We start from the raw sequence: 12,922 nt of genomic DNA on the forward strand, positions 1-12,922 counted from the left end.
GAAAAGATTCCTTTTTGGAAATAAGCGTGCCGCGGTCTAATGGCGGCATTCATTGTCACCAGAGGAATTCCATGCAGACCCGTCTTCATTTCGCCGCGCTTCTTTTCACCTCCATCGCCTTCACCCAGGTGGCGCAAGCGGACCAGCTGGCCGCCATCAAGGCGAAGGGCGAGCTGGTCTGCGGGACCCTGGGCACGGATGAGCCAAACAGTTTTATCGATGCCAAGTCGCGCCAGCTGGTCGGCTATGAAGTGGACCTGTGCCGCGCCATCGCCCAGGGCCTGGGCGTCAAACCGGTGATCAAGCAGCTGGCCGTGGCCGCCCGCATTCCTGAATTGCAGCAGGGCCGCATCGATATCCTGACGGCATCGCTGACGCACAATAAGGAACGCGAAGCGCTGATCGATTTTTCCCTGTCCACGTTTTACACGGGTCAGCGCGTGCTGGTCAAAAAAAGCAGCAATATCACGACGGTTGCTGGCCTGGCCGGCAAGAAAGTGCTGACCGTCAAGGGAGGCACGCAGGAACCGAATATCCGCAAGGCCGTGCCTGGTGTGGATGTGGTGACGTTCGAGACGGCGGGCCAGGCTTACTTGGGCTTGCAGCAGGGCAAGGGCGTCGGCTATGTCGACGATGAAGTCTCCTTGCTGAATAACTACGCCAAGCTGGGCGCCGCGCAAAAGGATTACATTGTGCTGCCGCAAAACATCAGCCAGGAAGTGTTTGCCTTCGGCATCCGCAAGGGCGAGACGGGCGTGAAAACAGCCGTTGACCAGGTGCTGCGCGGCCTGGAAAAGTCGGGCGAGGCAGAAAAACTGTTCTTCAAATGGTATGGCCCGACGAGCAATGTGAAATTCCAGAAGCGCACATTTAAAATTGAATCGGACAAGATCGACGCCTAAGCAAACCTACTGCGCGGCTCGCTTTGCGGCCTGCGATGCTCACCGTGCTCCAGCACGGTTGCGCTTCTTAGCCGCAAATCATTGCCGCTCGCTACGGTTTTCTTAGGCATCAATGATATTTCACCATCATGCTCCAATTTGATCTGAACTTTTTGCTGGCTGGCGACTACCGCGACTGGTTGCTGTCCGGCCTGCTGTTGTCATTGCAACTGATGGGCATTACCTTGCTCTTTTCCCTGCCGCTGGCGTGCGGCGTGGCCATGCTGCGCCTGGCGCCGTCGCGCCTGCTCAACGGGCTGGGCGCCGCGTATGTCGAACTGATCCGCAACGTGCCCTTGCTGGCCCACTTCCTGTTCTGGTATTTCGGCGCGCCCGAACTGCTGCCCGACGCCTGGAAGGAGCGCTTGTATGCCGGCAATATCGAAGCCGTCAGCGCCATCACGGCCCTGACCTTGTACACGGCCGCCTACATGGCGGAAGACATCCGCAGCGGCATCCGCGCCATACCCGCCCAGCAATTCGAGGCGGGCAGGGCGCTGGGTTTCAGCTTTCTCGCCACCATGCGCCTGTGCATCGTGCCGCAGGCGCTGCGGCTGGCCGCGCCGCCGCTGTTGTCGCAAACCCTGAACCTGTGGCAAAACACCAGCATCGCCACCGTCATCGGCGTGGCCGAGCTGATGTACCAGACGCAGCGCGTGGAAGCGGCCTCGTTCCGCAGCGTGGAAGCGTTCGTCTTCGCCAGCGCGGCGTATCTTGCCATTTCGCTGGTGATCGCGGGCCTGGCGGCCTTGCTGCAAAAGAAGGTGTCCTGATGCTGGAACTGATCCACGATTATTGGCTGTATTTCCTCGTCGGCCGCTATCCCGAGGGTCCGCTGGGCGGCCTCGCGCTGACGGTGCTGCTGGCCAGCCTGGCGCTGGTGCTCAGCTTGCCGTTCGGCTTGCTGCTGGGGCTGGCGCGCCTGAGTCCCTGGCGGCTGCTGCGCTGGCCCGTCGCCGCGCTGATCCACGTGGTGCGGGGCATTCCCTTGCTGCTGGTGATCTTCTGGGCGTATTTCTTCCTGCCCAGCATCACGGGTCACGAAAGCGGGCAGTTTGGCACCATGCTGGCGGCCCTCGTCATCTTTGACGGCATTTATCTGGCGGAAATCGTGCGCGCCGGTGTGCAAGCCGTGCCCAAGGGGCAAGTGGAGGCGGCCCGTTCCCTGGGCTTGACATACCTGGACAGCATGCGCCAGGTCGTCCTGCCGCAGGCGCTGCGCCACATGCTGCCGTCATTGGTCAACCAGTTCGTCTCGACCATCAAGGAAACCTCGCTGGGATACATCATCGGCCTGGCCGAAGTGTCGTTCATCGCTTCGCAAGTGAACGGCCTGGTGCTGACGAAACCCGTGCAAGTGTATTTCCTGCTGGGCATGACCTATTTTGTCTTGTGTTTCAGCCTGTCGCGCGCCGCCTTCTGGCTCGAGCGGCGCCAGGCGCGTCTCTTGAAAGCGGCTGCATGATCACCTTTGACAATGTCAACAAATACTATGGCGACTATCAGGCCTTGAGCGGCATCAATGAGCACGTCGCCAAGGGCGAGGTGCTGGTCGTGTGCGGGCCGTCCGGCTCCGGCAAGTCGACCCTGATCCGCACCATCAACCGCCTGGAACCGATCGCTTCGGGTCGCATCACGGTGGCGGGCCAGGACATTTATGCGCCGGGGCTGGACGTGAATGCCTTCCGTTCGCATATCGGATTTGTTTTCCAGCAATTCAACCTGTTTCCCCATCTTTCCGTGCTGGACAATTGCGCGCTGGCGCCGCAGCGCTTGCGCGGCCTGACCCGGCGCGAAGCGGAAGAGCGGGCGCTGGCCCTGCTGGAACGGGTGGGCCTGGCGCACAAGGCGCGCGCCATGCCGTCAGCCCTGTCGGGCGGGCAGCAGCAGCGGGTGGCGATCGCCCGCGCGCTGGCCATGCAGCCGCCGCTGATGCTGTTCGATGAACCGACCAGCGCGCTGGACCCGGAAATGGTGGGCGAGGTGCTGCAAGTGATGCGCGACCTGGCGCAGGGCGGCATGACGATGGTATGCGTGACGCACGAGATGGGTTTTGCGCGCGAAGTGGCGGACCGGGTCTGGTTCATGGACCATGGGCAAGTGCTGGAACGGGCCACGCCCGAGGATTTCTTTGCGCGGCCGCAACATGCGCGCACACAGCAATTCCTGTCTGATATCCGCAGCCCCTTCAGCGCGTCTGCTTGAGTGAGCATATGATTGGGCATGGGAGTAAGCGGCTGTGTGCGTAAGCGAACGGTATCCTGGCGTTGTCTGGCGCACGCTATCGAGGCGGCGCATGGTGCGCCAGCAGCCGACGAGGAGGGCCGTATCATGTCACGCATCATTGCAGGTCATTTTCAGTTGCAGGAGCAGATCGACGTCGCGCGCGCCGCGCTGAACCAGGCGGGCTTTTCCGACAGCCGCATCAGCGCCTTTTTTGTCAACCAGCCGGGGCAGCATGATCTGCATGCGCTTGGCGGCGACCGCGACATGTCGCCGGGCGCGAAGGAAACGCCGGAGGGCGTGGTGGAAGGCGTGGCCGTCGGGGCCGCCGTGGGCGCGGGCATCGGCGCGGTCACCACCCTGGCGACGGGGCCGCTGGGCCCTGTGGTGGGGGCGCTGGTGGGCGCCCACGTGGGTTCGCTCTACAGTTTCAATAAGATGAAGGACGCGGGCGAAGCCGAAAAGAATGGCGAAAGCAATGGCGAAAACCGCCGCCAGCCACGCCATCCGGGCATGCTGATCGCCGTGGCGCTGGGCGGTCTCGACGAGCGTGAACGGGCGCTCGAGGCGCTGCACCGGCTCGGCGCCGAGCATATCGAGGAAGCGGAAGGCACGATCGCCAATGGCGACTGGCATGATTTCGATCCGCTCAGCATTCCCGTGCTGGTGGCGTGAATCGGCGCGCCAGCCGTGCAATATGCATAAATGCCGCGCTGCATGAAATTTAGGTATGATCCTTGTTAGTATTCGTAATTATTGGTAAACAATGCCGACAGGGATAGTTTCCGCGCGCCCGAAGTGACACTGGACCAAGGTGACTGCCTGTAGTACTTGCCTCGCATGCTAACGAGTATGGATAGGAGGTCGCGTCATGACACAGGCATGGTTCATTCTGACACGGGCCGATGGGCGCGACATCTGTGCGCCCTCGCCGGCACAGTTGGCCGATGCGCTGGCCGAGGTCTACCGCGGTGGCGGCGTCGCGCCGGACGGCAGCCCGGCCGCCGTCCTGTTGCGCTTTGGCTACGACGATGGCTTGATGTATCAGGTCGAAGTCGCTAGCGGAGGCGAAGTCACTTTCGAGGAATGGTCGGACCGCGATTGCGAAATCGCCCTCGCCAGTCCGCGCCACATGTCGGCCCTGCCGCAGGGCGACGCCCTGCAACTGTGGCAGTGGCTGGCGCAGCGCCAGGTGGCGAAGATCCGCAGCCTGCCATGGCAGGGCGGCTAGCCCGCCGCTTTCACTCGTCCCTAGTGCGCCATCAGCACGGGGATGGTCATGCTTTGCAGGATCGTGCGCGTGACGCCGCCGAGAATCGTTTCGCGCAGGCGCGAATGGCCATACGCTCCCATCACCAGCAAGTCGGCCGACAGGTCGGCTGCCTGCGACAGCAGCGCTTCGCCGATATCGCCGCGCCGCACGCCCCCGCCATCGAGCAAATGCAGCCGCGCTTCCACGCCGTGTCGCGCCAGGTAATGCGTCAGTTCCGCGCCCGGCTGTTCGCCATGTTCGGCCGCGTGCACCTGGGCATCGAAGATGGCCACGTGGACTTGTCCGGCGCGTTGCAGCAGGGGCAGGGCGGCGCTCACGGCGCGGCTCGCTTCCTTGCTGGCATTCCAGGAAATGAGCACATTGCGCGCCGCTGCCGGCGGCGCCAGCAGGGGCAGCGGCGGCGCATACGGCACGATCAGCACGGGACGGCCCGAATGCAGCAGCACATAGGCGGGAAAGTCGCGCATCACGGACGGCGATTTATCCTTGGCATTGTATTGGCTGATGACGACCAGGTCCGCATAGCGGGCCAGCAGGCTGATGCCGCCCGCCGCCTCGTCGTCGAGCACGCGCTGCTCGAACGAGGCGACGCCGGCCGCGCGCACCTGCGCCTCGAAACCGTCGAGGGCGCGCGTCGCCCGTTCCCGCAGGAAATTCAAATGCAAGCTCAGGTTCGGATCCGCATCGAGGTCGGGCTGGTTCTGGTACAGCAGGCGCGACACGCCCGTCAGCGCCACGCCCGTCAGGTGGCCGCCGCACGCCTGGGCGATGCTGGCGGCCGCCTCGATGCGGGCGGCGCGCCCGGCGCTGTCGTCGATGTGGAGCAATACGGTCTTGTATGTCATGGCCTGTCCTCTCGCTGTGCAGTAGGGATCATTCTGGCACAGTCCGGGCGGCCGGCCGCGCACGACTGCGGCCGGTGCTTGCCGCCTCAGCTCATGGCGATGATGATGATGTCGGCGTCGCAGTTACGGTAGTGAATCACGATGACGATGATGCGCCGCAATTGCGCCACCTTTTGCGCCACCTCCGGCATGGCGCGGCTGGCGCGGTTCTTCATCGTCACCTGCACTTGCGAGGCGTCGCTGACGGGGATGCCCATGGCTTTCAGTGCCGCTTTCGGATTGGCCATCAGGGCCAGCGCATGCTGTGGATCGAGCTCCGCCTGATGCACCGATTCCACGTCGCTCATGCCGGGATTGATGTCGTTGAACAAGTCCCTCAATGCTTCTGTGTCGTCCTGGATTTCCATCGCGTTCTCCATGTGAGTCTTACCTTCAAGCAAAGTCTGCACGGCTTGCCTGTCGAGGTGCCATCACCTCACGGATGAGTATAATTTTGACAATTTTTCATGCATGGATGCAGCGCAGGCAGACGCTGCTAGATGCGGGCTCAGCCTTTGATATGGCGCAATGCCGCTTTCAAAAGTGCCACTTACACTTGATCCCACGCAGAACAACCATAACAAGCGGGAGAGACAGCAATGAATGAGCAAAAAGTAGCGCTGGTCACGGGTGGCATGGGCGGCCTGGGCACGGCCTTGTGCCGCCGCCTGCATGCGGCGGGCTTTGCCGTCGTGGCGGCGCATACGCCGGGCAATGCCCGCGTGGAAAGCTGGCTCGACAAGCAGCGGTCACAGCAGTATTATTTTCACCCGCTGGCCCTCGATGTGGGCGATTTCGATGCCTGCAGCGAGGCCGTGGCAAGCGTGCTGGCGCAGTTCGGCCGCATTGACGTGCTGGTCAATAACGCCGGCATCACGCGCGACCAGAGCATGCGCAAGATGGAATTGCCGCACTGGGCCGAGGTCATGCGCACCAATCTCGACAGCCTGTTCAACATGAGCAAGCAGGTGCTCGAGCCGATGCTGGCTAATCGCTGGGGCCGCATCATCAATATCTCGTCCGTCAACGGCCAGAAGGGCGCGTTTGGCCAGTGCAACTACGCGGCGGCCAAGGCGGGCGTGCATGGCTTCAGCAAGGCGCTGGCGCTGGAAGTGGCGCGCCATGGCATCACCGTCAACACGGTGTCGCCCGGCTATCTGCGCACGCAGATGGTGACGGCCGTGCCGGCCGAGATCCTGGAAACGAAGATCCTGCCGCAGATTCCCCTGGGCCGATTGGGCGAACCGGACGAGGTAGCGGCCCTGGTCGCTTATCTGGCGTCCGACGAGGCGGCCTTCGTCACGGGCGCGAATATCGCCATCAATGGCGGACAGCACATGAGTTGATCCCGCGTGCAGCTGGATACGTGAAGCAGGGCAATGGCAGTAGAGGAGACCCGTCCATCCAGCCGGCGCACAGACGCTGGCGGGGGCGGCTGGCAGCATGGTCGTCACGCTGGAAAACAGGGGGCAGGGCAGCGATGCCTTGCCCTTTGTCGTGGCGCAGCCGTCATGGCACTGTCACGCTACTCAGCGCTGGTTTTTTTCCAGCCGCGTCTGGCAATCGATGCACAGGCGCGCTTCGGGGCGCGCGTTCAGGCGCGACAGGCCGATGGCTTCGCCGCAGTTGTCGCACAGGCCGTAGCTGCCATCGGCAAACTTGGCCAGCGCGTGCTTGATGATGGCCAGCTGCGCCAGGTTGTGTTCGGCCGCTTCGCTGACGAGGGCGTTCAAGGTGCGCACGCTGGCGTTGTCGGCCGGCGAGGCTTCGATTTCATTGAGCAGCGAGGCGCGCGCGTCCGCTTCCGCCGTTTCATTCTCGATCTGTTCCAGCAACGCCAGCTTGCGTTGCTCCAGCACGCCCTGCAGACGCTGCAGCTGGTCTTGCGGCAATCCATTCATGGTTGTCACCCGGTAGAGGTTACTTCCATTATGGTAGTCCAAGATTGGCGACTCTGCTTGCGCTACCACCCGCGCCGCGTTTGACGCGGCGCAGGCTGGCAGCGGCCGTTCTATGCTGGTTCCTTGAGGCAGTTGACCATCCAGGCCACGCCGAACTGGTCTTTCAGCATGCCGAAGCGTTTGGCCCAGAACGTTACTTCCAGGGGCATCTGGATGTTGCCGTCACGCGCCAGCGCGTCGAAGACCCGTTCCGCCTCTTCCGGCGTATCGACGGTCAGGCAGATCGCGCTGCCGCTCATGCCCTTGGCGCCATCTTCGCTGCAGCCGCCGTCCGAGCCCATCAGCATGGTGGGTCCCAGCTGCACGGAGCCGTGCATGATCTTGTCATACCAGTCTTCCTTGACCTGGTCCTGGCCCGGGCTGCCCCGATACGGCATCAGGCACAGGTCCGTGCCATGCAGGTGCTGACGGTAGTATTCCAGCGCTTGCGCGCAGTTTCCATCGAATTGCAAATACGGTTCGATACGCATGTTGGTCTCCTCTGGTCATCGCCCCGCAGGCACGATTGCCAGGCGGGGCCGTCCCAGTATAGGCGCTTGCCGGCCGATTTCAATCAGTCCGGCGCCATCTCTTGCAGCCGCTCACGCACCCTGCCCAGAGTGGCGAGGATGCGCTCGGGATTGCCGGCGAGGACGGCGCTGCCCAGGTGCAACAAGCTCGTCGCCAGGCTGATCCAGTGCCGCACGTCGTCGTTGCGGGCGATGCGCAGGCGCACCGTGTCGAGCAGGCCGCTGAGCTGGCGCTGCGCCGTTTCCAGGCCCGCCACGGTGTGCCCGGCCGCATCGGCATACAGCTGGTTGGCTTGCTGGCGCAAGGCCACTTCCAGGGCGAAGACGGCTTGCGCCTGGCTCAGGCTGATGCCGTTTCCCCCCTGGCTGGCGCGCTTGCGGATGGCGCGCATGACGGCGCCGTGCAAGGTGACGGCCGCCTGCGACAGGCTGTCGGCCAATTGCTCGACGCGCATGGCGCTGCTGAGAGCCGCTTCGCGGCGTTCGCTGCTGCTGCCTACCGATCCGTCCATCTTGCCTCCGTGGTGGTGAGGGTGGCAGCGAGCTGCGCGTGTTCGCGACCCAGTGCCGCCAGTTGCCGGCGCGCCAGGGTATGGCGCAGGCCAACCAGGCGGTATTCCTCGGTTTTGCTTTGCTGCATGTTTTTCGCCAGCACGGCCAGCAGGCGCTGCTGCGGCGTGTCCGCATAGGCGATTTCCACGTCGAGCAAGCCGAGCACCATGTCGCGCTCGTTATCGCCGCTTTTGTCGTACAGCGCCAGCAAGCTGTCGAGCGCGGCCAGCAGGGCTTGCAGCGGCGCGTCGCCCTCGTGCAGCACTTGCGCCAGGTGCGCCTGCTGGCTGGCCGCGCCGCCCAGGCGCGACAGTTGCTGCAGCAGCAAGGTATAGGCGCTGACATGGCGGTCGTCGATGCCGCTGCCTGGCCAGGCGCGGATGGCGGCGCCGGCGCCAGCCAGTTCGGACTGCACGTCATACGCATCGGCATCGGCCAGCCGGCCCAGCGCCTGCAGGTACAGGCGCACGGCCTGCGCCAGGCGCGCCACGTCCGCCTGCGCGGCGCGGCGCTGCGCATCGAGCAGGCGTTCGCGCGCGTCTTCGGCCGGCGACAGATAGGGGCGGGCGCGCTGGTAAGTGTCCACGTGGCGCTGCGACAGTTCGTTGAAGGCGGTCAAGGCATCGGTGCCGGCGGCCAGGGCGCGCACTTGCGCCAGCTCGGGGCGCGAGGTGGTGCAGCCGCACAGCACGGCAGCCAGGAAGAGGCTCAGGTACAGCTTCAGGCAAAGGGCGCGGCGATGGCGGGCGGGCGGGGTGGACACGGCACCTCTCGACAGGAAATACTGTATGGAAAGGTATTGTCGTGCCGGCCTGCGCCGGCCGCCTTGTGCGGGCGCAAGCGCGCTGCGATCAGGCGCCCAGCGTGCCCGCTGTGCCCGTCAATTGCTCGCGCCAGCCCAGTCCCGCGACGGTATCGCTGGCGGGGCGGTATTCGCAGCCGACCCAGCCTGCGTAGCCGACCTGGTCGAGCAGCTTGAACACATGGCGGTAGTTGATCTCGCCCGTGCCCGGTTCGTGGCGGCCCGGCGTATCGGCGATCTGGATGTGGCGGATCAGGGGCAGCATGGCGCGGATGGTGTTGCTCAGCTCGCCCTCCATGCGCTGCATGTGATAAACGTCGTATTGCAGGAAGATATTGCTGCGCTGGCAGTCGGCGATGATGTCGGCCGCCTGCTGGCTATGGTTCAGAAAGTAACCGGGCATGTCGTAGCGGTTGATGGGCTCGATCAGCACGTTGATGCCATGCGGACGGCAGGCGTCGGCCGCAAATTGCAGGTTGCCGATCAGGCTTTGCCGCGCCCGCTCCAGGCTCATGCCGGGCGGCACGATGCCGGCCATGCAGTGCAACTGCTTCGCCCCGAGCGCCAGCGCATAGTTGAGCGCCAGTTGCACGTTGCCGCGGAATTCCTCGCCCCGGCGCGGATCGCAGGCAATGCCCCGCTCGCCGTGCTCCCAGTCGCCGGGCGGGAAGTTGAAGACGGCCAGCTGCAGCTGGTGGCGTTCCAGCCGCATGGCGATCTGCCGCGCCTCGACGGCATAGGGGAACAGGAATTCGACGGCATCGAAGCCCGCTTCCCTGGCGGCGGCAAAGCGGTCGAGGAAGGGCAGTTCGGTAAACATCATGCTGAGGTTGGCAGCGAAGTTCGGCATGGCGGCACGCAGGTGAGGACGATGGACACTATCCTAGCCCAAATCGCCAATTGGTGGCGTGCATAAAAAAACCGTCCCAGAAGCTAGTTCTGGAACGGTTTTTAGCCTTGCGGTCAATACATGGTTGAAAACCGTAGCGAGCGGGAGTGATATCGGTTCGAGTAGCACAGCCGTACTAAAGTACGGCGCGCAACGGAGAATCGATAGCGCCCCGCGCAGTAGGTTTGCAACCGTGTATTAGCGGCCGCGGCCGCCGGAACGGTGGTTCGCCGCGGAACGCGGCGCATTGCCCGAACGGTTGCCGCCGCCACCGCCGCCCGATGGGCCGGCGCTGCGTGGCTTGGCGCCGCTGCCGCCGGTTTTCACGCGCACGACGGCGCCAGCTGGCGCGCGGCTGTTGTTGCGGTGACCGCCGGTGCCGCTGCGCAATTGCACAGGCTGGGCGCGGGCGTTCAGGTCCGGTTCGAAGCCCGGGATGACTTCGCGCGGCAGGGTTTGCTTGATCAGCTTTTCGATGTCTTTCAACATTTCGTGCTCATCCACGCAGACCAGCGACACGGCTTCGCCCTTGGCGCCGGCACGGCCCGTGCGGCCGATACGGTGCACATAGTCTTCCGGAATGTTCGGCAAGTCGTAGTTGACGACGTGCGGCAACTGGTCGATATCGATGCCGCGTGCGGCGATGTCGGTGGCGACCAGCACTTGCAAGGTGCCATCCTTGAACTCGGACAGCGCGCGCGTGCGTGCCGACTGGCTCTTGTTGCCGTGGATGGCCAGGGCGCCGATGCCGTCCGCGCCCAGTTGCTCGACCAGTTTATTGGCGCCATGCTTGGTGCGCGTAAATACCAGCACTTGCGTCCAGTTGTTCGACTTGATCAGGTAGGACAGCATCGGGTGCTTCTTGTCGCGGTCGACCGGATGGATCTTTTGCTTGATCACTTCGACGGTCGAATTGCGGCGCGCCACTTCGATCATGGCCGGCTTGTTCAGCAAGCCGTCGGCCAGGGCCTTGATCTCTTCCGAGAACGTGGCCGAGAACAGCAGGTTCTGGCGTTTTGGCGGCAGTACGGCCAGCACTTTCTTGATGTCGCGGATGAAGCCCATGTCCAGCATGCGGTCGGCTTCGTCCAGGATCAGGATTTCCACTTTCGACAGGTCGACGGTGCCCTGGCCCATATGGTCCAGCAAACGGCCCGGCGTGGCGACGAGGATGTCGACGCCATGCTTGAGCTGCTTGATTTGCGGGTTGATGCCGACGCCGCCGAAGATCACGGTCGAGTTCAATTTGGTGTACTTGCTGTAGGCGCGCACGCTTTCCTCGACCTGCGCGGCGAGTTCGCGCGTCGGGGCCAGGATCAGGGCGCGAATCGGGCGCGTCGAGGTGTTGCTGGTGATGGACGCGCCATTGGCGTCCGTCGACAGGCGGTGCAGCACGGGCAGGGTAAAGCCGGCCGTCTTGCCGGTGCCGGTTTGTGCACCGGCCAGCAAGTCGCCGCCAGCCAGCACGGCGGGAATCGCCTGCGACTGGATCGGGGTCGGCACGGTGTAGCCGTGTTCGGTAACGGCACGTACGATAGCGTCGGACAATCCGAGGGAGGAAAAGGACATGGTAACTTTATTGTGAGATCGGCCTGTCGCCATCGTGGGGCGCCAGTCGCAGGCAATCAGATTAGGGGTCGAAAGACAGCGGCAAGGGGACTGGTCATATGTGCCGCACACGCGAAGTATAACAGCCTGGCAAAAACGCGCCTGTTTTGTTTCAGCTTTGCAATGCCGCAAGTAAAGAAAAGGGTGCCTAGTCGTCGATCTCGTCGACGGTGTAGCGCACGCCCTGCGCATCGAGCCAGGCGCGCAGGGCTTCAAGGCCGTGCCACGGGTCCGGTCGCAGGTGCTGGCATATATACAGGCCGGCGTCCGTCAGCCTGGCGTCCGTGTCCGGCATGGCGCCTGATGCCGGCGGCAGCGCCGCCAGCAGCGGTGCGATGTGCTGGCGCTGTTCCGGCGTCAGGCTGGCCGTGACCCTGAATTCAAATCCCATGTTTTCTCCTGGATGCGCGGGCTGTCGCCGCGGTTATTTTTCATCATCGAAAAAATCGAATATAACTTCGCATTCTTTCCGTTTTTGTTTTCAAAGTATCTCGTCCATACTGCATAGCACTGGCCCGGCACACACAGCGTGACGCAAGGGCAGGAGCAGAAACACCATGCAACGACATCTTTTTTCATGTTCAATTATTTTCACTAAGGAAAACATCATGCCTATCGCCACCGCCCAAGCCGCACAAAAACTGCTGACCCCTAACGATCATACCCTGATCATGATCGACCACCAGTCACAGATGGCGTTCGCCACCCGTTCCATCGACCTGGCCCTGCTGCGCAACAATGCGGCCCTGGTGGCCAAGGCGGCAGCGGAATTCAAGGTGCCGACGATCCTCACGACGGTGGCAGCCAAATCGTTCTCCGGCCCTATTTTTGACGAAATCCAGTCCGTCTTCCCCGAGCAGGCGCCGATCGACCGCACCAGCATGAATACCTGGGAAGATGCGCGCATCGCCGACAAGGTGAATGGCTACGGCAAGGGCAAGATCGTGCTGGCCGGCCTGTGGACCTCCGTCTGCATCGTGGGACCAGCCCTGTCGGCGCTGGAGCAGGGCTTCGAGGTCTACGTGATCGCCGACGCCAGCGGCGACGTCTCCGACGAAGCGCATGCGATGGCCATGCAGCGCATGATACAGGCGGGTGCGCAGCCGATGACGTCCGTGCAATACTTGCTGGAACTGCAGCGCGACTGGGCCCGTGGCGAGACCTACAACGAGACGGTGGCGACGGCTGTGGCGCACGGCGGCGGCTATGGCCTGGGCCTGATCTACGCCAAATCCATGTTCAACGCCAGCGAAGGCCATTGATTGTTCACTGACTCAGGT

At 63.4% G+C, this 12,922-nt stretch carries 17 protein-coding genes; 8 read left to right on the top strand and 9 right to left on the bottom strand.

The window, feature by feature from the left end; all coding sequences use genetic code 11:
* Nucleotides 1-71: 71 nt before the first annotated feature.
* The 6 genes from LSO07_RS09970 to LSO07_RS09995 all read left to right on the top strand — a co-directional run bounded on the left by LSO07_RS09970 (nucleotide 72) and on the right by LSO07_RS09995 (nucleotide 4,395).
* A complete protein-coding gene (locus LSO07_RS09970; RefSeq protein ID WP_151093647.1) occupies nucleotides 72-902 on the top strand; it encodes a transporter substrate-binding domain-containing protein in 831 nt (276 codons plus the stop codon).
* A 128-nt stretch (nucleotides 903-1,030) separates the two neighbouring features.
* Nucleotides 1,031-1,714, top strand: coding sequence for an amino acid ABC transporter permease (locus tag LSO07_RS09975; RefSeq protein ID WP_151093649.1), 684 nt, complete (start codon nucleotides 1,031-1,033; stop codon nucleotides 1,712-1,714).
* Nucleotides 1,714-2,406, top strand: coding sequence for an amino acid ABC transporter permease (locus tag LSO07_RS09980; protein WP_034786282.1), 693 nt, complete (start codon nucleotides 1,714-1,716; stop codon nucleotides 2,404-2,406). Before LSO07_RS09975 ends, LSO07_RS09980 begins: the two co-directional genes overlap by 1 nt.
* Nucleotides 2,403-3,146, top strand: coding sequence for an amino acid ABC transporter ATP-binding protein (locus LSO07_RS09985; RefSeq protein ID WP_151093651.1), 744 nt, complete (start codon nucleotides 2,403-2,405; stop codon nucleotides 3,144-3,146). Before LSO07_RS09980 ends, LSO07_RS09985 begins: the two co-directional genes overlap by 4 nt.
* 126 nt (nucleotides 3,147-3,272) lie before the next feature.
* Nucleotides 3,273-3,839, top strand: coding sequence for a glycine zipper domain-containing protein (locus tag LSO07_RS09990; protein WP_070278622.1), 567 nt, complete (start codon nucleotides 3,273-3,275; stop codon nucleotides 3,837-3,839).
* 196 nt (nucleotides 3,840-4,035) lie between these two features.
* The gene (locus tag LSO07_RS09995; protein WP_034786275.1) at nucleotides 4,036-4,395 is read left to right on the top strand and encodes a hypothetical protein; all 360 of its coding nucleotides are present in this window, start codon (nucleotides 4,036-4,038) and stop codon (nucleotides 4,393-4,395) included.
* Nucleotides 4,396-4,415: 20 nt separating this feature from the next.
* Here LSO07_RS09995 and LSO07_RS10000 read toward each other — a convergent pair whose 3' ends face one another.
* Nucleotides 4,416-5,282, bottom strand: a complete 867-nt coding sequence (locus tag LSO07_RS10000; RefSeq protein ID WP_034786273.1) for a universal stress protein — start codon at nucleotides 5,280-5,282, stop codon at nucleotides 4,416-4,418.
* Nucleotides 5,283-5,368: 86 nt separating this feature from the next.
* Nucleotides 5,369-5,701 (bottom strand): hypothetical protein, encoded by a 333-nt coding sequence (locus LSO07_RS10005; RefSeq protein WP_151093653.1) that lies wholly within the window; start codon nucleotides 5,699-5,701, stop codon nucleotides 5,369-5,371.
* A 219-nt stretch (nucleotides 5,702-5,920) separates the two neighbouring features.
* Here LSO07_RS10005 and phbB point away from each other — a divergent pair, with 219 nt between their 5' ends.
* Nucleotides 5,921-6,667: an acetoacetyl-CoA reductase gene (gene phbB, locus LSO07_RS10010; protein WP_151093655.1), complete on the top strand. Its 747-nt coding sequence runs from the start codon at nucleotides 5,921-5,923 to the stop codon at nucleotides 6,665-6,667.
* A 183-nt stretch (nucleotides 6,668-6,850) separates the two neighbouring features.
* Here the strand turns inward: phbB and LSO07_RS10015 are convergent, their stop codons facing one another.
* The 7 genes from LSO07_RS10015 to LSO07_RS10045 all read right to left on the bottom strand — a co-directional run bounded on the left by LSO07_RS10015 (nucleotide 6,851) and on the right by LSO07_RS10045 (nucleotide 12,033).
* Entirely contained in the window at nucleotides 6,851-7,222 is a 372-nt protein-coding gene (locus LSO07_RS10015; protein WP_151093657.1) for a TraR/DksA family transcriptional regulator, read from the bottom strand.
* 110 nt (nucleotides 7,223-7,332) lie between these two features.
* Nucleotides 7,333-7,752 (bottom strand): VOC family protein, encoded by a 420-nt coding sequence (locus tag LSO07_RS10020; RefSeq protein ID WP_034786265.1) that lies wholly within the window; start codon nucleotides 7,750-7,752, stop codon nucleotides 7,333-7,335.
* Nucleotides 7,753-7,835: 83 nt separating this feature from the next.
* The gene (locus tag LSO07_RS10025) at nucleotides 7,836-8,303 is read right to left on the bottom strand and encodes a hypothetical protein (protein ID WP_151093659.1); all 468 of its coding nucleotides are present in this window, start codon (nucleotides 8,301-8,303) and stop codon (nucleotides 7,836-7,838) included.
* Nucleotides 8,288-9,106 (bottom strand): hypothetical protein, encoded by an 819-nt coding sequence (locus tag LSO07_RS10030; RefSeq protein WP_151093661.1) that lies wholly within the window; start codon nucleotides 9,104-9,106, stop codon nucleotides 8,288-8,290. The genes LSO07_RS10025 and LSO07_RS10030 overlap by 16 nt, the downstream gene beginning before the upstream one ends.
* 88 nt (nucleotides 9,107-9,194) lie before the next feature.
* Nucleotides 9,195-9,995 carry a 2-oxo-tetronate isomerase gene (gene otnI, locus LSO07_RS10035; protein WP_070278634.1) on the bottom strand — a complete coding sequence of 267 codons (801 nt, stop codon included), beginning with the start codon at nucleotides 9,993-9,995 and terminating at the stop codon, nucleotides 9,195-9,197.
* Nucleotides 9,996-10,232: 237 nt separating this feature from the next.
* Nucleotides 10,233-11,603: a DEAD/DEAH box helicase gene (locus tag LSO07_RS10040; RefSeq protein ID WP_034786262.1), complete on the bottom strand. Its 1,371-nt coding sequence runs from the start codon at nucleotides 11,601-11,603 to the stop codon at nucleotides 10,233-10,235.
* Between the two features lie 187 nt (nucleotides 11,604-11,790).
* The gene (locus LSO07_RS10045) at nucleotides 11,791-12,033 is read right to left on the bottom strand and encodes a hypothetical protein (protein WP_070278636.1); all 243 of its coding nucleotides are present in this window, start codon (nucleotides 12,031-12,033) and stop codon (nucleotides 11,791-11,793) included.
* A gap of 217 nt (nucleotides 12,034-12,250) precedes the next feature.
* Between LSO07_RS10045 and LSO07_RS10050 the strand changes: the two genes are divergently transcribed.
* Nucleotides 12,251-12,904, top strand: a complete 654-nt coding sequence (locus LSO07_RS10050) for a hydrolase (protein ID WP_092718713.1) — start codon at nucleotides 12,251-12,253, stop codon at nucleotides 12,902-12,904.
* Nucleotides 12,905-12,922 lie beyond the last annotated feature (18 nt).

The sequence above is a fragment of the Janthinobacterium sp. PLB04 genome (genome assembly GCF_021165895.1).
Taxonomy (GTDB): domain Bacteria; phylum Pseudomonadota; class Gammaproteobacteria; order Burkholderiales; family Burkholderiaceae_D; genus Janthinobacterium; species Janthinobacterium lividum.